The organism is Stenotrophomonas sp. 22LJNL06-5-1 (assembly GCF_056861455.1).
In genome coordinates, this window is record NZ_JBSPUE010000010.1 from 92,773 (window position 1) to 111,009 (window position 18,237).

Sequence of the window (18,237 nt, forward strand, 5' to 3'; positions counted from 1 at the left end):
CGGTCCCTCCGGTTCACGTCTGCGGCCACAACACGGCCAGCACCAGCAGTGCGAACTGCACTGCGGTCAGCAGGTACTGGCGCAGCAGCAGGCGACGCATGCCGGACCAGCGCGCATCCCAGCCACGCAGTGGCGCATCGGGCGACGCGCGGCGCAGGCCACTGTCGTGCAGCAGCTGATCGATGCGGCGCGCGGCGGCTTCGCCATCCAGGCCTTCATCGCGCAGCAGCTGCAGCAGGCTGGCATCCAGCCCCACCCGCCACGCGTGATAGGCCTGTGCGATGCCCGCAGCAACACTGAGCAGCAACAGGCCGGCAGCGATCATCGCCAGCCCCGGCTCGATGCCGAGCAGCAGCAGCGCCACCAGCAACAGGCCCAGCGACAGCAGCGCCGGCCAACGTCCCTGGCGCAGCAGCACCTGCAGGGTCGCCAGATCGGGAACCATGCTCATGCGCGCGCTCCGGCCGCAGCAGTGATGGCATGCAGATGCGCCGCGCCCAGCACGATGCCGGGGCGTGCAGCCCGCACGATCGCCACTGCCGCGTTCACATCGGCCGCACGGCCACTGCGCAGCAGCCAGGTGGCGACGCTGGCGGCGCTGCGCGAATAGCCCAGCGCACAGCACACCAGCAACGGCCCGCGCGCATGCAGCCGCTCGATGGCCTCGGCCGCCTCGCGCAGCTGTTCCGGTGCAGGGACCACCAGGTCCAGCATCGGCACGCTGGCATACGCGGCGCCCGGCGCGCGGCAGGACAGCTCGGCACAGGCATCGACCACGCCCACCAGGGGTGCCGGCAATGCCTCAGAGGGAATGCGCCCCAGCCACACGCCATCCATCACCGGCACCGGCTGCGGCGCACGCCGCGTCCACAACCGCGAATTTATCCAGGCGGCGCCCAGGTACGGCGCCAGCAGCCAGCGCGCGGCCATGGTCAGGCGACCATCGGCGCGTTTCTGGAACACCGCCGCACCCAGCCCGGCATATGCCAGCGCCACCAGCAGCAACGACACCACCGGCCACAGCAGCCACAACGCTGCGCCACGCAGAAGCACCACCGGCACCAGCAATACAGCAGCCCCCAGCAGGTACAGCGCTGCCAATCGCCAACGCTTGGCATCACGCGCGGTGTGCCACGCCCGCAACGGTGGCGTGCCCTGCTCCGGCCACAGCCAGACGCACAGCCAACCGGCCAGCAGGCCGGTCGGGATATCGATGAAATGATGCTGGAACGTGGTCAGCACCGAGACGCCGATCAGCAGCGCCCACACATGCAGTACCCCGCGCCACACCCCGTGCAGATACTGCGCGAACTTCACCCACAACACGATCAGCAGCACGATGTGCAGCGACGGTGCCTGGTTGAACGGCTTGTCGAAGCCCAGCAGCACATCGAACAACCAACCGAACACGCCGCCGATCTCCGGCCGTTCGAAGCTGAAGCGCAGCGGCCACAGCAGGAAGCAGGTGACCGCGATGACCTGCGCACTGAACAGCCGCAACGCGTGCCGGTCCAGCTCCAGCCGTTGCCGGCACAGGAAGAACGAGACCGCGTAGAACAGGTCGATCGACCAGTACGGCACGATCGTCCACGGCACGAACGGAATGCGTGCCTCCCATGCGAACGCCATCACCGGCAGCGTGGCATGGCGGCCGGCCATCCAGTTGGCAAAGCCATAGCTGGCGAAGAAGAACGGGCCCAGCAGGGCCAGCCACAGCAGGGCGCGCCGCCAGGGGCGCCCTTCCGCGGCCAGCGGGGTTGCAGCGAGCGTCGCCATCACGCGGTCCGGCGAGCCAGCGACACGGTGAAGATGCCGAAGTCATCGATGCGCTGCGCCACCTTCTCGAACCCGGCCAGGCGCACCAGCTCATCCATCTCCTGCTGGGTACGGCGGCGCATCACCCACGCGGCGCCGCCACGATGGCTGGTCAACGCGCGGGCGATGAATTCCAGCTGCGGATGCCAGGGTTGGCCGGTGTAGGCCAGGTAGCCGCCCACCGGCACGGTCGCGGCGATACCCTGCAGCGAGCGCAGCACCGCATCATTGTCGGGGAACAGTTCGTACAGGCCCGATACCACCGCCAGCGTCGGCGCTGGATCGACCTTGGCCAGCTGTACCGGGTCGAACGCATCACCCTGCTCGAAGCGCGCGATGTCGGTCGCCCCGAGGTGCTCGATCAAGGCCTGGCCCTGGGTCACGTTCAGATCGCTGAAGTCGCGCAGCACGATACGGTCGGCGCGCTGCTCGCCCTGGCCCAGGGCTTCCAGCACATAGCGGCCATGGCCAGCGGCCACGTCCAGCACGCGCACCGGCGTGCCCTGCCCGCGCAGGCGCTGGGCGGCATCGCGCAGCAGTTCCTGCAGGTGCTGGCCGCGCACACGGATGCCGCGCCAGCCGATTGCATCCAGATAGTTGCGGTCGACCATGCGGCCCAGCGGGCCCTTGCCACGCGCTTGGTCGCGATAGATGTAGTCGAGCGTGCTGCCGGAATCGAAACCGGTCTGCAGGCCCAGTGCGATGCCTTCGGACAACGTGCCACCAAATCGCAGGCCACCGCGCACCACGCGCCAGCGCAGGTCAGCCAGGCTGTTGCGCTCCGGTGGCCACGCCAGGATTTCCGATTCTTCGAAGGTCGGCCCATGGCGGTGCGCATCGCGCCGTGACAGCTCACGCAGCGGCTCGGCGAAACGTGCCTGGATGAAACTGCGGATGCGCGCAAGCGCCGGCGCCCGATCACGTTCGCCCAGCGTGTCATGGAAGAAGCCCGGCAGATGCACGCGCTCCTTGATCGGGCTGGACAGGCGCTCGTAGAAGCGATCCTGCGGGGCACGGTGGACGACGAAGTCCGAGCCGGACACCAGCAGCTGCACCGGCACGCTGATCGCCTGCGCATCGGCGACGATGCGGTCGGCCGCTTCGTACAGGCCCAGCAACACGCGCACCGAAATCGGCCGGGTGATCAGCGGATCGGTGCGGTAGCTTTCCACCCGCTCCGGATCGTGGGTCAGCCACTGCGGCTTGACGTAGCTGTTGACGAAGAAATTGCCGCGCAGCTTCTGCATCAATGCCAGGCCCGGGCGCGCGAACGGTACGTACAGCTTCACCTTGAACGCCGGCGAAGCCATCACCAGCGCGCGCAGGCGCGGCGCGTAGTCGTGCACCCAGGTCGCGGCGACCACCGCCCCCACGCTCTGCGCGATCACCACGATGTCCTCCACCGCGATGCCATGCTCGGCGCCGATGTGGGCAATGAAGCTGTCCAGGTCGCGCACCAGCGCCGGGAAGCCCGGTGCATCGCCACGTGCGCCCGGCGAACGGCCATTGCCGCGCGCATCCCAGGCGAAGAAGGCGGTGTCCGGCAGGTCCAGCTCATCGACCAGATGGGTGACCCGGCCGGAGTGCTCGTGGCCGCGGTGCAGCAGCACGATGGCCCGGGTGGCCGGGGTGGCGGTGGTGCCCGCCCAGTACCGGTAGAACAGCGGTACCTGGTCGAAGCTGTGGAATTCCCGTTCCTGCGCCTGACGCATGCAATCTCCTGATTGTCTTTTTGTATCTGCTTGATTAATTCGGCGAAACCGCCGCTTCCCGCAGTCCGCGACGGACGCGGTTGATCATCGTCAGCACGCACAGCACCGCCATGGCCGCGGCCACGCCAGTGACCGTCATCGCGCCAACCCACTCAAACGCCAGCAGCAGGCCCAGCGCACCGATCACGAAGGCGCGATCGCTCTTGCCCATCGGGCCGTCATAGCGGCGGCTGGCAGCGACCATCAGCCCCAGCACGCCGGCGTACTCGCTCAGCGCCGCTGTCCAGGCCAACAGCCACAGTGCTTCCGGGCGTACGCCCGGCACACTGATCAGGCTCAGGTACAGCGCCGCGTCGGCGATCACATCGCACAACTCGTTCAGATAGGCGCCCAGCCGCGACTGCTGGCCGAACTCGCGGGCCAGCATGCCGTCCACGGCGTTGAGCGCCATGCGCAGCAGCATCCACAGTGGCAGCAGCAGGTACAGCAGGGGCTGGGCCGGCGCGCAGCACCAGACGGCGGCGGCCACCAGCAACGAGACCACGGCGGCGGCCACGGTCACCGTATTGGCGGTGATCCCCATGCGGTACAGGCCGCGTACGGCCGGACGCAACAGGTCCTGGAAACGTCCTTTCAATGCATAGATCGACATGATCCGTACCCGCTGATCCTTGGCAGTGCGGGCACAGCCTACCCCATCGTTGGCAGATTCCGGCAACCCTGCTCTGGTCCGCAGGCCAGCCCCCGGATCGGGCCGGATCGGTGTGCCCGACCCGGCCTTACGCCGATTGCCACGGCAAATTACCCCTTCCAGCGCCCGCCACCGGCCCCCACCGCCTACAATATCGGCCCCGCTCCGCTGCCGATTCTGTCCCATGACTGCTGATCTGTTGCCCGTCCGCCGGGCCCTCCTCTCCGTTTCCGACAAGACCGGCCTGGTCGAGCTGGCCACTGCGCTGGCGGCACGCGGCGTGGAGCTGCTGTCCACCGGCGGTACCGCCAAGGCGATCCGCGATGCGGGCCTGGCCGTGAAGGACGTGGCCGAGGTCACCGGTTTCCCGGAAATGATGGACGGCCGGGTCAAGACCCTGCACCCGATGGTGCACGGCGGCCTGCTGGGCCGTTCGGGCCTGGATGATGCGGTCATGGCCGAGCACGGCATCGGCGCCATCGACCTGCTGGTGCTGAATCTGTACCCGTTCGAATCGGTCACCGCCAAGGCCGACTGCACTCTGGCCGACGCGGTCGAGAACATCGACATCGGCGGCCCGGCCATGCTGCGTTCGGCGGCCAAGAACTTCGCCCGCGTGGCAGTGGCCACCGACCCGTCGCAGTACGCCGAACTGCTGGCCTCGCTGGAGGCCAACAACGGCCAGCTGACGGCCGCCACCCGCTTTGCGTTCTCGGTGGCCGCGTTCAACCGCGTCGCCCAGTACGACGCCGCGATCAGCAACTACCTGTCGGCGGTCACCGCCACCGACGCCGCGGTGCCGGTGCGTGCCGAGTACCCGGCGCAGATGAACTCCACCTTCGTGAAGGTGATGGACCTGCGCTACGGCGAGAACCCACACCAGAGCGGCGCCTTCTACCGCGACCTGTACCCGGTGCCGGGCACGCTGGCCACCTTCCAGCAGCTGCAGGGCAAGGAACTGAGCTACAACAACCTGGCCGATGCCGATGCGGCGTGGGAATGCGTGCGCCAGTTCGACGCGCCGGCCTGCGTCATCGTCAAGCACGCCAATCCGTGCGGCGTGGCCGTCGGTGCCGGCAACGGCGATGCCTACGAGCTGGCCTACGCCACTGACCCGACCAGCGCCTTCGGCGGCATCATCGCCTTCAACAAGCCGCTGGACGCCGCTACCGCGAAAGTCATCCTCGACCGCCAGTTCGTGGAAGTGCTGATCGCCCCGGACTACGAGCCGGCCGCGCTGGAATACGCGCAGAAGAAGGCCAACGTGCGCGTGCTGCGCATCCCGCATGGCGATGGCCTGAACAACTTCGACAGCAAGCGCGTGGGCTCGGGCCTGCTGCTGCAGTCTTCGGACAACCGCGGCATGACCCGCGATGAGCTGAAGGTGGTGAGCAAGCTGGCACCGACCGACAAGCAGTTCACCGACCTGCTGTTCGCCTGGAAGGTGGCCAAGTTCGTGAAGTCCAACGCGATCGTCTATGCCAAGGACAACCGCACGATTGGCGTGGGCGCCGGCCAGATGAGCCGCGTCTACTCCGCGCGCATCGCCGGCATCAAGGCGGCCGACGCGAACCTGGTGGTGGATGGTTCGGTGATGGCCTCCGATGCGTTCTTCCCGTTCCGCGATGGCATCGATGCCGCAGCGGCCGCCGGCATCAAGGCGGTCATCCAGCCGGGCGGCTCGATGCGCGATGCCGAAGTGATCGCCGCCGCCGACGAACATGGCCTGGCCATGGTGTTCACCGGCGTGCGCCACTTCCGTCATTGATCCTGGAGCGACACGGATGTCCACAGTTTCGATGAAATCGCTGGCCGCCCTCGCCCTCGTGGGCGCGGCCGCGCTGGCGGGCTGCAAGCCTGCTGCCGAGCCCGGCGTGGCGCCGAAGGTGGATGCGCCTGCGGCGGTCCCCGCCGCACCGGAACAGCATGTCAGCCGCACCGCGCGGCTGCAGGCCTTCCTGGCTGAGCGCTACGGCAGCAACGCCACGCTCTCCGGTGAATGGCGCGGCAGCTGGACCCAGGACGACGACACCCATCCGGTGGACTGGCAGGTCTGTGCGGAGCAACCGGTGGTGAACGGTGACAGCTGGCAACAGCTGCTGGCCGTGTGCGGTGCGCTGGTCGATGGCGCGCACATCGACCCGGGAACCATCGAGTTCTTCGTGCTGCGCCCGAAGGACGATGGCTTCGAAGTGACCAGCGAACTGACCGGCGAGCGCTTCGGCAGCGGCGGCCAGCCCGGTACCGCCAGCATCATCCGCGCCGGCAGCGACTTCTATGGTTTCCGCGTCGAGGACGGCTGGTTCGGGCAGGGTTTCTCGCTGCTCTCGCAGTCGCTGATCCTGCCGGGCCCGAACGGCCTGGTTGCCAGCGGCAGCGTGCGCAGCCATATCGACAATGACGCCCAGTACGAGTGCGACACGGTCGACGCCAGTACCGACCCCGACACGGCCACTGACTGCCGCACCCGCCGCTTCAGCATCGATTTCGCCCTGCGTTTCGACGACAGCGACCGCAGCGCGCGCGTCTGGCCGCTGCTGATCGACGAAACCGGAGCCACCTGTGGTGGCAAGCAGGTCCGGCAGGAACACCGCTTCACCCTGGACCCGAAGACCTGGGCTTATTCCTTCCCCGAATCGCTGCGACGCGAAGGCTGCGAGTGAGGCATATCGACCAGCATGAATAGCTCCCTCGGCGAACTGATCCTCTACCGCACCGACGACGGCCGGACGGAGGTCCACCTGCGCGCTGCGGAGGGGACAGTGTGGATGACCCAGGGCGAGATGGCCGAACTGTTTGATACGACCAAACAGAACATCAGCCTGCATGTGCGGAGAATCCTGGAGGAAGGCGAGCTTGCCGCCGATTCAGTTGTCAAGTTTGACTTGACTACTGCTGCCGATGGCAAGCGATACAGGACGCAGCTTTATCGACTTGAACTGATCCTGGCAGTCGGATTCCGGGTGCGGTCACCACGCGGTCGCCAGTTCCGACGCTGGGCAGGCTCAACACTGGCCGAGTACCTGCTCAAGGGCTTCCTGCTCAACGATGAAAGGCTGAAGGATGCCGAGCGCGCTGACTACTTCAAGGAACTGCTGAGTCGCATCCGCGATATCCGCAGCTCCGAAAAGCGCTTCTACCAGACGCTGCGCGACCTGTTCAAAGCTACCAGCAGCGACTATGACGGTACGGCACAGACGGCCAAAGCGTTCTTCGCCACGATCCAGAACAAGCTTGTCTACGCTGTCACCGGCCGCACCGCCGCGCAGTTGATCGTCGATCGTGCCGATCCGGACTCGGCGACCCTTGGCCTGACCCACTGGAGTGGTGACCGCATCAGGAAGTCCGATGCCTTGGTCTCCAAGAACTATCTGGCGCAACCAGAGCTGGAACAACTCAACCGCTTGGTAACTATGTTCCTGGACTTCGCCGAAGACCGCGCCGAGCGTCGCGTCGAGATGCGGATGTCGGACTTGCTCAGACGGATCGGTTCCTGGACTTCAATGAGCGCGCGATTCTGGAGGGCGCAGGGCAGGTCTCGCACCAACAGATGGCGACAGTCATTGCCGAGCGCTACCGCCAGTTCGACGAACAGCGCCGCAGTGGCGACCGGATCGTGTCCGAGCAGGAAGTAGATGAGGATCTCCGCCAGCTCGAAGCAGAAGCAAAAGCGCTCATCGCTGCAGCGCCGAAGCGCGAGGATTGAGCAGTACCCCTCCCCCACCACCGTTTTCCTTCCTGATTCCCAGTTCGGATACTTCCCAAATGAAGAAGATTCTTGTCATCGGCTCTGGCGGCCGCGAACACGCCCTGGCATGGAAGCTGGCCCAGTCCTCCCGTGTCACCGAAGTGATCGTGGCGCCCGGCAACGCCGGCACCGCCAGCGAAGACAAGTGCCGCAACGTGGCGGTCAAGGTCACCGATATCGACGGCCTGCTGGCGCTGGCACAGGCCGAAGGCGTGGCGCTGACCGTGGTCGGCCCGGAAGTACCGCTGGTGGCCGGCGTGGTCGACCGCTTCCGCGCCGCCGGCCTGCGCATCTTCGGGCCGACCGCCGCCGCCGCGCAGCTGGAAGGCAGCAAGGCCTACGCCAAGGACTTCCTGGCCCGCCACAACATCCCCACCGCGTTCTACGCCGTGCACACCGACGTGGACGCCGCCCTGGCCTACATCCGCGAGAAGGGCGCCCCGATCGTGGTCAAGGCCGATGGCCTGGCCGCTGGCAAGGGCGTGATCGTGGCGATGACCCAGGCCGAAGCCGAAGACGCCGTGCGTGACATGCTCTCGGGCAACGCATTCGGCGATGCCGGCGCCCGCGTGGTGATCGAAGAGTTCCTCGATGGTGAGGAAGCCAGCTTCATTTCGATGGTGGACGGCGTGCATGCGCTGCCGATGGCCACCTCGCAGGACCACAAGCGCGTCGGCGACGGCGACACCGGCCCGAACACCGGTGGCATGGGCGCCTACTCGCCCGCGCCGGTGGTGACGCCGGAGGTGCACGCACGCGTGATGCGCGAGGTGGTGAACCCGACCGTGCAGGGCATGATCGCCGACGGCATCCCGTTCACCGGCTTCCTCTACGCCGGCCTGATGATCGATGCCAGCGGCGCACCGAAGGTGATCGAATTCAACGTGCGTTTCGGCGACCCGGAAACCCAGCCGGTGATGCTGCGCCTGCAGTCGGACCTGGTGGAGCTGGTGGAAGCCGCCATCGACGGCCGCCTGGACCAGGTAGAAGCGCAGTGGGATGCGCGCCCGTCGCTGGGCGTGGTGCTGGCCGCCAAGCCGTACCCGGAAACGCCGATCACCGGCGACGTGATTTCCGGCCTGGACGCCGTGCCGGCCAGTGCCAAGGTGTTCCATGCCGGTACGGCATTGGATGCACAGGGCCAGGTGCTCAGTGCCGGCGGCCGCGTGCTGTGTGTGGCTGCGCTGGGTGACAGCGTGCGCGACGCGCAGGCGAACGCCTATGCCGGCGTGGCCAAGGTGACCTGGGCCAACGAATTCCACCGCAACGACATTGGCTGGCGCGCGATCGCACGCGAGGGGTGAATGTGGATCAGGCATCCACGCGTGGCGTGGATGAATCTCACCAACGAGGGAGGCCCGGCAATGCCGGGCCTTTGCTCTAGAGAACGGCGTCCAGGCCCTTACGGTCGATCAGGTTCAAAAGCTTCAGCGACGGCCCGCTCGGCTTCTTCTCGCCCTGTTCCCAGCTACGGACCGTCGAAACGCTGGTGTTGAGCACACCTGCGAACACCGGCTGGCTAAGTTCCAACGACGTGCGAAGTGCACGGATCTGGGCGCTGCTGTATTCGGGCACAGGCTCCAGACAAAGCGCCTCGTACATGCTCATGCGCCGCTTGTCGATGAAGCCGCTGGCGTAAAGGCTCGCCGCGCCTTCATGCACCGCATCGAGGATCGCACTCTTTGCACGTCTATGTTCAACCGTCTTTGTCATGGCAAATCTCCTGCAGTTCTCCGCAGATAACTGCCCTGTCCAACTGTGCAGGGCTCATTCTCAAGAACTCAGACGCATACAGCTGAAGGGCATCCCGTTCCGCACTACTGATGGTCGCGCGCGCGTTCTTCTCGTAGCAGAAGAGAAAGAACCAGTAGCGCCCCACCTTAGTTGCGACAATAACGCGGGCACTACCGCGCTTTCCGCGGCCCGGCAGCGCAACTCGCTTTTTGAGAAGGCCGCCCCCTATATCTGCATCAATCAGTCCTTGACGCATTTCCACCACCGCGCGGCACAAGGCTCTATCGGTCAGTGAAGAACGTCGTGTACTGCGGTTGAAGCTTCGAGTGCGGAAGACACGTGACATGATCATACCGTGCCACCGAGTGGTACGGCGTGAAAATCAGCGACCAGCGCATGCTCCGGTCGGCGCAGCTGCCGCCCTGGCGTCAGGATTGATCCACGCCACGTGTGGATGCGCTCCAAAAACAAAAAGACCCGGCATCACTGCCGGGCCTTTCTTCATTCCAACGCCTTCCTGCTTATGCGGTGAAACGAGTACCACCGCACCGACATCGGCTGGCGCGCGATCGCACGCGAAGCGTGAATGCAGATCAGGCATCCACGCGTGGCGTGGATCTACTGGCCGAACGGAACGACCCGGCACAGCCGGGTCGTTGTCACCGGATGCGAAATGCGGCGTGCAGCGTTACGGCGTCACTGATATCGCCGTCTTCAAGGCAGACCACCGACGCGCTGTCCAGCGCGTCCTGCAGGCGTGCATGCAGATACAGGGAGCCGGTCTGGATCTGCAACCACAGCGAACAGTCACCTTCGTACGTCAGCCCCACATCGTAGTCCGTGCCGTTATGCAGCGCTGGATCCTTCAACCAGAGATCCGGCCCCTGACGCCCTACGCAGCTGGCGTCCTCAGCCAGTACGTCCATGACGCGCTTCGCTGCTGAGGTGTGATCGAACACCAGTCTGTACTCGTAACTCACCGTGGACTCCTTGTACGGGCTGCGCCGCTGACAGGCCACCGCCTTTGACGTCCGACCGCAGTGTGCAGCAGAGCGGGGGCATCCGCGCAGACAAGAAAGGCCCGGCATCACCGCCGGGCCTTTCTTCATTCCTACGCCTTCCCGCCTTACGCGGTGAACAGCGCCTTCATCTTCTTCAGCGCGTTCGCCTCGACCTGGCGGATGCGCTCGGCGGACACGCCGTATTCGTCAGCCAGCTCCTGCAGCGTCACCTTGCTGTCGGCATCCAGCCAGCGGCGACGGATGATGTCGCGCGAGCGGGCATCCAGCTCGGCCAGGCCTTCGCGCAGCAGCTGCATCTGGTTGTCTTCGCTGTCGGTCCGACCGCAGTGTGCAGCAGAGCGGGGGCATCCGCGCAGACAAGAAAGGCCCGGCATCACCGCCGGGCCTTTCTTCATTCCTACGCCTTCCCGCCTTACGCGGTGAACAGCGCCTTCATCTTCTTCAGCGCGTTCGCCTCGACCTGGCGGATGCGCTCGGCGGACACGCCGTATTCGTCAGCCAGCTCCTGCAGCGTCACCTTGCTGTCGGCATCCAGCCAGCGGCGACGGATGATGTCGCGCGAGCGGGCATCCAGCTCGGCCAGGCCTTCGCGCAGCAGCTGCATCTGGTTGTCTTCGCTGTCGGCACGCTCGTAGGCCATCGACGGGTCTTCGTCGTTGGCGACCAGGAACGCAGCCGGCGACGGCGGCGCGTGTTCGTTGTCCTCGTCGGTCGGCGCATCGAAACCGATATCGCGACCGGACAGGCGCGACTCCATTTCCATGACCTCGCGCTCGGACACGTTCAGGTCCTTGGCCACCGCGCTGACTTCAGCCGCGTTCATCCAGCCCAGGCGCGTCTTCGACTTGCGCAGGTTGAAGAACAGCTTGCGCTGCGCCTTGGTGGTGGCGACCTTCACGATGCGCCAGTTCTTCAGGATGAACTCGTGCATTTCGGCACGGATCCAGTGCACGGCAAAGGAGACCAGGCGCACGCCCATGTCCGGGTCGAAGCGCTTGACCGCTTTCATCAGGCCGATGTTGCCTTCCTGGATCAGGTCGCCCAGGGCAAGGCCGTAGCCGTTGTAGCCGCGGGCCACATGCACCACGAAGCGCAGGTGCGAATGCACCAGCTCGCGGGCAGCGTCCAGATCGTTGCCGTCGCGGAAGCGACGGGCCAGGTCCTGTTCGTCATCGACCGACAGCACCGGGATCTGGTGCACGGCACCGATGTAGGCGTCCAGCGAACCGAGCGCACTGGGAATCGGGAGATTGTTTGCCACAAGGGCAGTAGAGGTGTTCTGGCTCATAGGCACCCATCTTAGCAGTCCGGGATTTGGACTGCTAAAGGAGGAAAAAGTTCCAGCATCCTATTGATGCAACACTGGTCCCAAACAGAGTCCTACCGTAGCGCGATTTGATGACAGTGGCGAGCGCGCTTTTCGGGATTCACAATCCCTTGGAATTCAAGCAATTAACTACCGGAAACCGGCCGATTCCGGTCAAGCGGAGCTGAACGGGCCGTTCTGGAGGCCCATTCAGGGTCAGCAACGTTGCCAGGCGTTCAGCCCGGGCCGGGCGGCCCGCTCAGAGCGCCGAACGCGGCGGCAGCGACCAGTCGATCGGGGCCTGGCCGCGGCGCTGCAGGTACTCATTGGCCATCGAGAAATGCTGGCAGCCGAGGAAGCCACGATGGGCCGACAGCGGCGACGGATGCGGCGACTTCAGCACACGATGGCGGCGGGTGTCGATGACCTTGCCCTTCTTCTGTGCGTACGCGCCCCAGAGCATGAACACCAGGCCGTCGCGTTCGCGGTTGAGCACATCCACCACGTGGTCGGTGAAGCCTTCCCAGCCACGCCCCTGATGGGCACCGGCCTGGCCCTCTTCCACCGTCAGCACGGCATTGAGCAGCAGCACGCCGCGCTGCGCCCACGGGATCAGGCAGCCGTGGTCCGGACGCGGGACACCGAGATCGCTCTCGATCTCCTTGTAGATGTTCAGCAGCGACGGCGGCACCGGCACACCGGGCGCCACCGAGAAACTCAGGCCATGCGCCTGGCCGCGGCCGTGGTACGGGTCCTGGCCGAGGATGACCACCTTCACCTGCTCGAACGGCGTAGCGTCGAACGCGGCGAAGATCTGCGGGCCCGGCGGGAACACCGCCGCACCGCTGGCCTTGCGTTGGCGCAGGAAGCTGGACAGCTCGCGCATCTGCGGCTGCAACAGGTAATCGCCGACATGCTGCTTCCAGCTCGGTTCCAGCTGGATCGTCGGGGTGCCGGCTACTTCATCCATCATCGAATCAGGGGTCCATCGTTCAATCGGGCCAGGCGCAGCTGGAACAGCACCTTGGTGACCAGCAGCCGTTCTTCGATCGGCTTGAGCACCAGGTCGTTGGCACCGGACTGCAGCAGCCCGGTCTGGTTGTGCGGGTTGCCATCGCCGGTCATCACCAGCACCGGCAGGCGACGCTTGCCGTAACCGAAGTCCACGCGCACGCGCTGCACCACATCGCGGCCGCTCAGTTCACCCTTCAGGGTGACGTCGGTCAGCACCAGGTCGATGCGGTGGCGGCTGCGGCCCAGCGACTCGGCAGTGAGCAGGGTGAACGCCTCTTCGGCGCTGACCACGTGCAGCACGTTCAACTGCTGGCGTTCCAGCATGCGCTTGGTGGCCTCGGCCACCACGCGGCTGTCCTCGATGTAGAGGATGGTGGCGCCGGGAATGGTCTGCGGCTGCACGTAGCCACGGATGAAGGTCGCCAGTGCTTCATGGCCGAGCGATTTGTCGAAATAGTCGGTGACGTACTCGGTGAAGCGGCGCTGCTCCAGGTGCTGCTGGGCATCGCCGGAGACCACGATCACCGGCACATAGGCCTGGCCGGCGGCTTCGCGGACCATCCGCGCCAGTGCCAGGCCGTCGCCATCACGCAGGGTCAGCGAGGTGGTCACCAGATCCACCGGGCCCTGCGCCAGCGCCAGCTGCGCATCCTCGATGCTGTCGCAGCCGATCACCTCCACGCCCGGCAGGTCGCGCTGCAGGACATCGGCGATCAGCTTGCGGACCAGCTTCGACCCATCGACCACCATCACCCGCGTCGCGGGCCCTTCAAGGTGCTTCAGCGCTTGCGGTTGCATGCCGGTCTCAGGTGTCGGTCGGGCGGGTCTGGCGGAGGAAGTGGCCGGTCACCAGCCACGCGCCCAGCCAGCCCAGCAGCAGCGTGCCGAGCAGGACCAGGCTGCCATGCAGAAGGTCCAGGCCGTGCAGCACGAACGGGCTGCCGTAGCTGCGCGAGAGTTCGGCCAGCGGCACGCGCAGGGCGGCGCCGGCCGCAGCAATCAGGGCCAGCGCCACCGCGCCGGCACCCAGGCCATACCACGCGCCCAGGTACAGGAACGGACGGCGGATGAAGCCATCACTGGCGCCGAGCAGCTGCAGCACGCCGATCTCTTCACGACGCGCCTGGATGTCCAGGCGCACCGTGTTGCCGACCACCAGCGCGGCGCCGACGCCGAGCAGTACCGACAGCACCTGCACCAGCCGTGCGCCGAACGCCAGCCAGGCATCCAGGCGCTGGCGCCACAGTGCGTCGTGCTGCACCAGATCGGCCTCGGGCAGGCTTTCCAGCGCGCGCGCCAGGCGTGCGTCGTCCTTGCCCTGGCCCGGGGTGATCACCAGCAGCGACGGCAGCGGGTTGTCATTGAGTGCATCGATCGCCTCGCCGAGGCCGGCATCGCGCAGTTCCTGCAGGCCCTGTTCGGGCGTGCGCACGTTCACTTCGGCCACGTCGTCGCGGTCGCGCAGCTGGCCGGCCAGGCGCAGCGCACCGGGACCATCGACGTTGCCCTTCAGGAACACATTGATGTCACGCGACTGCTGCACGCTGCCGGCGAACTGCTTGAGGTTGTCCAGCGCGATCGACAGGCCCAGCGGCAGGGCCAGCGCTAGCGCCATGACCATCACCGTCAGCAGGGTCGCCCACGGCTTGCGGCAGGCGCGGCCGAGGCTGAACACCACGCTGTGCACGTGGTGCTGGAACCAGACGCCCACACGCGAGGGGGCGGCGGCTTCGCTGTTTTCGTTCTTCGCCATCGATTACTCCGCCAGGTCCTGCGGCGAGATGTCATCCACCAGCCGGCCGTGGTCAAGGATCAGCACGCGCTTGCGCATGCGGCGCAGCAGCGGCAGGTCGTGGCTGACCACCAGCACGCTGGTGCCGCGCGCAGGCAGCTCGGCGAACAGGGCCATGATCTCCGCCGCCAGGGTCGGGTCGAGGTTGCCGGTCGGCTCATCGGCCACCAGCAGCTTGGGCTCACCGACGATGGCGCGGGCGATGCCAACGCGCTGCTGCTCACCGGCCGACAGCTGCGAGGGCAGTGCCTTCTCGCGATGGCCCAGGCCCATCCGCTCGAGCACCGAGCGCACGCGCTTGTTGATGTCGCCACGGCGGGTGCCGCGCAGGATCAGCGGCAGCGCCACGTTCTCGGCGATGGAGCGGTCCATCAGCAGGCGGTGGTCCTGGTAGACCGCACCCACCGCGCGACGGTGGCGGGGCACGTCGCCGCCACGCACCTTCAGCAGGTTGCGCTCGTCGAACACCACCGCGCCGCGGCTGGGCCGCTCGTCCAGGTGAATCAACTTGAGCAGGGTGCTTTTGCCCGCACCGGAGTGGCCGGTGACGAACAGCATCTCGCCCGGCGCGACCTCGAAGCTGACATCGGTCAGTGCCTCGTGGCCACCGGCGTACTGTTTGCTGACATTGTCGAAGCGCAGGACACTCATGCCCCGATTATGCAGGACCGGCGCGACGTCGTGGAGACGGTGGGTGCCGACCGTTGGTCGGCACTCCCTTAAAGCCACCCGACCAACGGTCGGGTGCTACCCGCTGATCGGCACGCCGATCAGTTGCCCGACAGCATCCGGCGGATCTTGCGGCCGATGCGGGTCAGGAACGAATCGCCGGTATCAGCAGCCGTGCGCACCGGCTTGGCCACCACCTGCACCGGGGTGACCGGGCTGGCGCCATTGCCGGCGGCGTTCTGCACGCCCTCGGCACCTTCGACCGGACGGCCGTGGCGACGACGACGGCGCTTGCGCGGCTTGTGCTCGCCGTCCACCGCAGCTTCCGGTGCGCCTTCGGCGCGCGGGGGGCGCGGCGGACGCGGGGCCTGGGCAGCGGCGCCTTCGGCACCGGCGGCCGGGGCGGCAGCGCCCTGCTCGCCTTCCACGCGCGGCTTGCGCGGGCCACGCGAACGGCGCTCGCCGCTGCGCTCACCGTCGCGACCACCACGACCGCCACCGCCTGAACGGCCGCCACTACGGCCACCGCCGCGACGCTCTTCCTCGGCGGCGCGGGCTTCGCGCGCTTCGCGGAAGATCTGGCCGACGCTTTCGTTGTCCTCGCCTTCCTCGCCTGCAGCCGGGGCCGGGCGTTCCGGGCGCGGCAGCGGGGTCAACAGTTCCTTGGTGACCGGCTCGGACGGAATCTTCTGCTCGATGTAGGCCTCGATGTCCGGCAGGCCCATGGCATAGCGTTCGCAGGCGAAGCTGATCGCATCACCCTCTTCGCCCAGGCGCGCGGTGCGGCCGATGCGGTGCACGTAGTCTTCGGCGTCGAACGGCAGGTCGTAGTTGTAGACGTACTTGATGCCGTCGATGTGCAGGCCGCGCGCGGCCACGTCGGTGGCCACCAGGATTTCCAGCTGGCCCTTCTGGAAGCGGTTGAGCAGGCTCTCGCGCTTCTTCTGCGGCACGTCGCCGGACAGCACGCCGACGCGGTAGCCGGCCTTTTCCAGCGAACGGGCAACGCGTTCGACGAACACCTTGGTGTTGACGAAAACCATGGTGCGCGCGCCTTCGCTGCGCGACAGCAGGCCCAGCAGCAGCGGAATCTTCTCGTCGTCGGCCGGGAAGTAGATGCGCTGGCGCACGCGCGCGGCGGTGATGGTCTCGGCTTCAACCACCAGCTTCTGCGGTTCGTTCATGTGCTCGTAGGCCAGCTCCAGCACGCGGTGGCTGAGGGTGGCACTGAACAGCAGGGTCTGGCGGGTGGTGCGCTCGGGCATGCGGCGCAGCAGGAAGCGGATGTCCTTGATGAAGCCCAGGTCGAACATGCGGTCGGCTTCGTCCAGCACGCAGATCTCGCAGGCGTGCAGCGACACCACCTTGTGCTGCTTCACGTAGTCGATCAGGCGGCCCGGGGTGGCGATGATCACGTCCACGCCCTGCTGCAGCAGTTCGCGCTGCTTGTCGTAATCCACGCCGCCGTAGACCAGCGCGAAACGCAGGCCCAGGTCGGAACCGAACTTCACTGCATCCTTGTGGATCTGGATGGCCAGTTCGCGGGTCGGGGCGAGGATCAGCGCGCGCGGATCTTCCGGCTTGCGGTCAGCCAGGGCCGGACGCGTCAGCAGGCGGTTCACGACAGCGACCAGGAAGGCCAGGGTCTTGCCGGTGCCGGTCTGGGCCTGGCCGGCAACATCACCACCGGGCAGCGCGACCGGCAGGGTCAGCGCCTGGATCGGGGTGCAGCGGGTGAATCCGGCTCCTTCAAGGCCGGCCTGCAGGGCCGGATGCAGCTCGAAGGAGGAGAAGGTCAAATCGGTCAGCGGTTTGTCGCTCATGAGTCCGTCTTGGTATGGCCGCCGGCCCGTGGGGCGGCTGGCACTTCATCGTCTAGGGGCACCGTCGCAAACTGCGGCCCCTGCGGCGGGTTGGCAGGCTGGGACCACCCGGTCCGCGCGCCGCACAATGCCCCAGTTTAACGCACTCGGGCCAGCAAACCGGAATGACCCGTCTCATAAAGTCAAGAGACGGCGCCCTTCACCCAGCCACACCGGACTTGAACGGCCCTGCCAGGGCCGCTGGTGTCGCCCGCTGCCAGCCCCATGTACAGGAAGACAGTGAAATCCGACACATACCAGGCATCGAAGCGATCACGATACGCTGGGTTCCAGCCGGCGCCTGTCCCCGCCCTGCGATAGGGGTACACTGCCGGCCGTGAGCGTCCAGGCATCCCGCCGAACGCACCGCGGCAGTGCGCCGCGAGGCAACGACGAGGGTCGCGCCACCGGGCATGGCCCAGTTCACCCACCTCCGGCATGGCCGGGTGCAATCCAAGACGAGAAACCAAGATGAGCGACAAGGTTGTACATGTCGGCGACGCCGACTTTGATAGCGCAGTGCTGAATTCCAAGGAACCGGTGCTGGTCGATTTCTGGGCCGAGTGGTGTGGTCCGTGCAAGATGATCGCCCCGGCGCTGGACGAGCTGGCCGATGCCTACCAGGGCCGCGCCAAGATCGCCAAGGTCAATGTCGACCACAACCGTGCGCTGGCCGCCAAGTACCACGTGCGTTCGATTCCGTACCTGGTCGTGTTCAAGGACGGCGAGAAGGTCGGCGAGCAGATCGGTGCGGTGGGCAAGGCCCAGCTGGCCGGCCTGCTGGACAAGGCCCTGGCCTGATCCTGCTGTTCTCCGGCAGCCGCCGACCGCGGCTGCCGGCGGGCGCCCCGCGCCCATGATGAATGCTGTTC

The 18,237-nt window shown here is 66.6% G+C and carries 18 protein-coding genes and 1 pseudogene; 5 read left to right on the plus strand and 14 right to left on the minus strand.

The genetic code is table 11. The annotated features are described in order from the left end of the window. Positions 1 to 13: 13 nt before the first annotated feature. From AC13GF_RS19160 to AC13GF_RS19175, 4 genes are read right to left on the minus strand one after another with little or no spacing between them, the layout of a single operon-like run. The gene (locus tag AC13GF_RS19160; RefSeq protein ID WP_483005673.1) at positions 14 to 451 is read right to left on the minus strand and encodes a hypothetical protein; all 438 of its coding nucleotides are present in this window, start codon (positions 449 to 451) and stop codon (positions 14 to 16) included. Beyond that, positions 448 to 1,776 carry a phosphatase PAP2/dual specificity phosphatase family protein gene (locus AC13GF_RS19165; RefSeq protein WP_483005674.1) on the minus strand — a complete coding sequence of 443 codons (1,329 nt, stop codon included), beginning with the start codon at positions 1,774 to 1,776 and terminating at the stop codon, positions 448 to 450. Before AC13GF_RS19165 ends, AC13GF_RS19160 begins: the two co-directional genes overlap by 4 nt. Further along, on the minus strand, positions 1,776 to 3,527 hold the full coding sequence (locus AC13GF_RS19170) for a bifunctional alpha/beta hydrolase/class I SAM-dependent methyltransferase (protein ID WP_483005675.1): 1,752 nt from the start codon (positions 3,525 to 3,527) through the stop codon (positions 1,776 to 1,778). Before AC13GF_RS19170 ends, AC13GF_RS19165 begins: the two co-directional genes overlap by 1 nt. Before the next feature lie 34 nt (positions 3,528 to 3,561). Next, the gene (locus AC13GF_RS19175) at positions 3,562 to 4,179 is read right to left on the minus strand and encodes a CDP-alcohol phosphatidyltransferase family protein (protein ID WP_483005676.1); all 618 of its coding nucleotides are present in this window, start codon (positions 4,177 to 4,179) and stop codon (positions 3,562 to 3,564) included. Positions 4,180 to 4,402: 223 nt separating this feature from the next. Here AC13GF_RS19175 and purH point away from each other — a divergent pair, with 223 nt between their 5' ends. The 4 genes from purH (at position 4,403) to purD (ending at position 9,270) form a co-directional block, all read left to right on the plus strand. Next, positions 4,403 to 5,986 (plus strand): bifunctional phosphoribosylaminoimidazolecarboxamide formyltransferase/IMP cyclohydrolase, encoded by a 1,584-nt coding sequence (gene purH / locus AC13GF_RS19180; protein ID WP_483005677.1) that lies wholly within the window; start codon positions 4,403 to 4,405, stop codon positions 5,984 to 5,986. A gap of 16 nt (positions 5,987 to 6,002) precedes the next feature. Next, positions 6,003 to 6,881, plus strand: coding sequence for a hypothetical protein (locus tag AC13GF_RS19185; RefSeq protein ID WP_483005678.1), 879 nt, complete (start codon positions 6,003 to 6,005; stop codon positions 6,879 to 6,881). 15 nt (positions 6,882 to 6,896) lie between these two features. Then, on the plus strand, positions 6,897 to 7,853 hold the full coding sequence (gene rhuM, locus AC13GF_RS19190) for a RhuM family protein (RefSeq protein WP_483005679.1): 957 nt from the start codon (positions 6,897 to 6,899) through the stop codon (positions 7,851 to 7,853). A 130-nt stretch (positions 7,854 to 7,983) separates the two neighbouring features. Further along, on the plus strand, positions 7,984 to 9,270 hold the full coding sequence (purD, locus tag AC13GF_RS19195; RefSeq protein ID WP_483005680.1) for a phosphoribosylamine--glycine ligase: 1,287 nt from the start codon (positions 7,984 to 7,986) through the stop codon (positions 9,268 to 9,270). 76 nt (positions 9,271 to 9,346) lie between these two features. Here purD and AC13GF_RS19200 read toward each other — a convergent pair whose 3' ends face one another. The 10 genes and pseudogenes from AC13GF_RS19200 to rhlB form a co-directional block, all read right to left on the minus strand. Next, positions 9,347 to 9,679, minus strand: a complete 333-nt coding sequence (locus AC13GF_RS19200) for a helix-turn-helix domain-containing protein (RefSeq protein ID WP_483005681.1) — start codon at positions 9,677 to 9,679, stop codon at positions 9,347 to 9,349. Next, entirely contained in the window at positions 9,663 to 10,046 is a 384-nt protein-coding gene (locus tag AC13GF_RS19205) for a type II toxin-antitoxin system RelE/ParE family toxin (protein ID WP_033834072.1), read from the minus strand. Before AC13GF_RS19205 ends, AC13GF_RS19200 begins: the two co-directional genes overlap by 17 nt. Before the next feature lie 313 nt (positions 10,047 to 10,359). Beyond that, complete coding sequence (locus AC13GF_RS19210; protein ID WP_483005682.1) at positions 10,360 to 10,680, minus strand: hypothetical protein; 321 nt, start codon at positions 10,678 to 10,680, stop codon at positions 10,360 to 10,362. A gap of 146 nt (positions 10,681 to 10,826) precedes the next feature. After that, positions 10,827 to 11,042: pseudogene (locus tag AC13GF_RS19215) on the minus strand (sigma factor-like helix-turn-helix DNA-binding protein); the annotation flags it as partial. A 92-nt stretch (positions 11,043 to 11,134) separates the two neighbouring features. Further along, on the minus strand, positions 11,135 to 12,010 hold the full coding sequence (rpoH, locus tag AC13GF_RS19220) for an RNA polymerase sigma factor RpoH (protein WP_006473441.1): 876 nt from the start codon (positions 12,008 to 12,010) through the stop codon (positions 11,135 to 11,137). Positions 12,011 to 12,287: 277 nt separating this feature from the next. Next, complete coding sequence (gene ung, locus AC13GF_RS19225) at positions 12,288 to 13,001, minus strand: uracil-DNA glycosylase (RefSeq protein ID WP_483005683.1); 714 nt, start codon at positions 12,999 to 13,001, stop codon at positions 12,288 to 12,290. Continuing rightward, a complete protein-coding gene (locus AC13GF_RS19230; RefSeq protein WP_099604709.1) occupies positions 12,998 to 13,840 on the minus strand; it encodes a response regulator in 843 nt (280 codons plus the stop codon). The genes ung and AC13GF_RS19230 overlap by 4 nt, the downstream gene beginning before the upstream one ends. Before the next feature lie 7 nt (positions 13,841 to 13,847). Then, on the minus strand, positions 13,848 to 14,795 hold the full coding sequence (ftsX, locus tag AC13GF_RS19235; protein WP_010481047.1) for a permease-like cell division protein FtsX: 948 nt from the start codon (positions 14,793 to 14,795) through the stop codon (positions 13,848 to 13,850). A gap of 3 nt (positions 14,796 to 14,798) precedes the next feature. After that, positions 14,799 to 15,485 (minus strand): cell division ATP-binding protein FtsE, encoded by a 687-nt coding sequence (gene ftsE, locus AC13GF_RS19240; RefSeq protein WP_019338976.1) that lies wholly within the window; start codon positions 15,483 to 15,485, stop codon positions 14,799 to 14,801. A 119-nt stretch (positions 15,486 to 15,604) separates the two neighbouring features. Further along, a complete protein-coding gene (gene rhlB / locus AC13GF_RS19245; protein ID WP_483005684.1) occupies positions 15,605 to 17,326 on the minus strand; it encodes an ATP-dependent RNA helicase RhlB in 1,722 nt (573 codons plus the stop codon). 510 nt (positions 17,327 to 17,836) lie between these two features. On the opposite strand from rhlB, the gene trxA reads away from it, so the two are divergent. Then, positions 17,837 to 18,166 (plus strand): thioredoxin, encoded by a 330-nt coding sequence (gene trxA, locus AC13GF_RS19250; RefSeq protein ID WP_005411275.1) that lies wholly within the window; start codon positions 17,837 to 17,839, stop codon positions 18,164 to 18,166. Positions 18,167 to 18,237: the final 71 nt, after the last annotated feature.

Excerpts from the sequence above, each read along its gene's own strand:
- AC13GF_RS19160 (WP_483005673.1), bottom strand. The coding sequence starts at position 451 with ATGAGCATGGTTCCCGATCTGGCGACCCTGCAGGTGCTGCTGCGCCAG.
- AC13GF_RS19165 (WP_483005674.1), bottom strand. The coding sequence starts at position 1,776 with ATGGCGACGCTCGCTGCAACCCCGCTGGCCGCGGAAGGGCGCCCCTGG.
- AC13GF_RS19170 (WP_483005675.1), bottom strand. The coding sequence starts at position 3,527 with ATGCGTCAGGCGCAGGAACGGGAATTCCACAGCTTCGACCAGGTACCG.
- AC13GF_RS19175 (WP_483005676.1), bottom strand. The coding sequence starts at position 4,179 with ATGTCGATCTATGCATTGAAAGGACGTTTCCAGGACCTGTTGCGTCCG.
- purH (WP_483005677.1), top strand. The coding sequence starts at position 4,403 with ATGACTGCTGATCTGTTGCCCGTCCGCCGGGCCCTCCTCTCCGTTTCC.
- AC13GF_RS19185 (WP_483005678.1), top strand. The coding sequence starts at position 6,003 with ATGTCCACAGTTTCGATGAAATCGCTGGCCGCCCTCGCCCTCGTGGGC.
- rhuM (WP_483005679.1), top strand. The coding sequence starts at position 6,897 with ATGAATAGCTCCCTCGGCGAACTGATCCTCTACCGCACCGACGACGGC.
- purD (WP_483005680.1), top strand. The coding sequence starts at position 7,984 with ATGAAGAAGATTCTTGTCATCGGCTCTGGCGGCCGCGAACACGCCCTG.
- AC13GF_RS19200 (WP_483005681.1), bottom strand. The coding sequence starts at position 9,679 with ATGACAAAGACGGTTGAACATAGACGTGCAAAGAGTGCGATCCTCGAT.
- AC13GF_RS19205 (WP_033834072.1), bottom strand. The coding sequence starts at position 10,046 with ATGTCACGTGTCTTCCGCACTCGAAGCTTCAACCGCAGTACACGACGT.
- rpoH (WP_006473441.1), bottom strand. The coding sequence starts at position 12,010 with ATGAGCCAGAACACCTCTACTGCCCTTGTGGCAAACAATCTCCCGATT.
- ung (WP_483005683.1), bottom strand. The coding sequence starts at position 13,001 with ATGATGGATGAAGTAGCCGGCACCCCGACGATCCAGCTGGAACCGAGC.
- AC13GF_RS19230 (WP_099604709.1), bottom strand. The coding sequence starts at position 13,840 with ATGCAACCGCAAGCGCTGAAGCACCTTGAAGGGCCCGCGACGCGGGTG.
- ftsX (WP_010481047.1), bottom strand. The coding sequence starts at position 14,795 with ATGGCGAAGAACGAAAACAGCGAAGCCGCCGCCCCCTCGCGTGTGGGC.
- ftsE (WP_019338976.1), bottom strand. The coding sequence starts at position 15,485 with ATGAGTGTCCTGCGCTTCGACAATGTCAGCAAACAGTACGCCGGTGGC.
- rhlB (WP_483005684.1), bottom strand. The coding sequence starts at position 17,326 with ATGAGCGACAAACCGCTGACCGATTTGACCTTCTCCTCCTTCGAGCTG.
- trxA (WP_005411275.1), top strand. The coding sequence starts at position 17,837 with ATGAGCGACAAGGTTGTACATGTCGGCGACGCCGACTTTGATAGCGCA.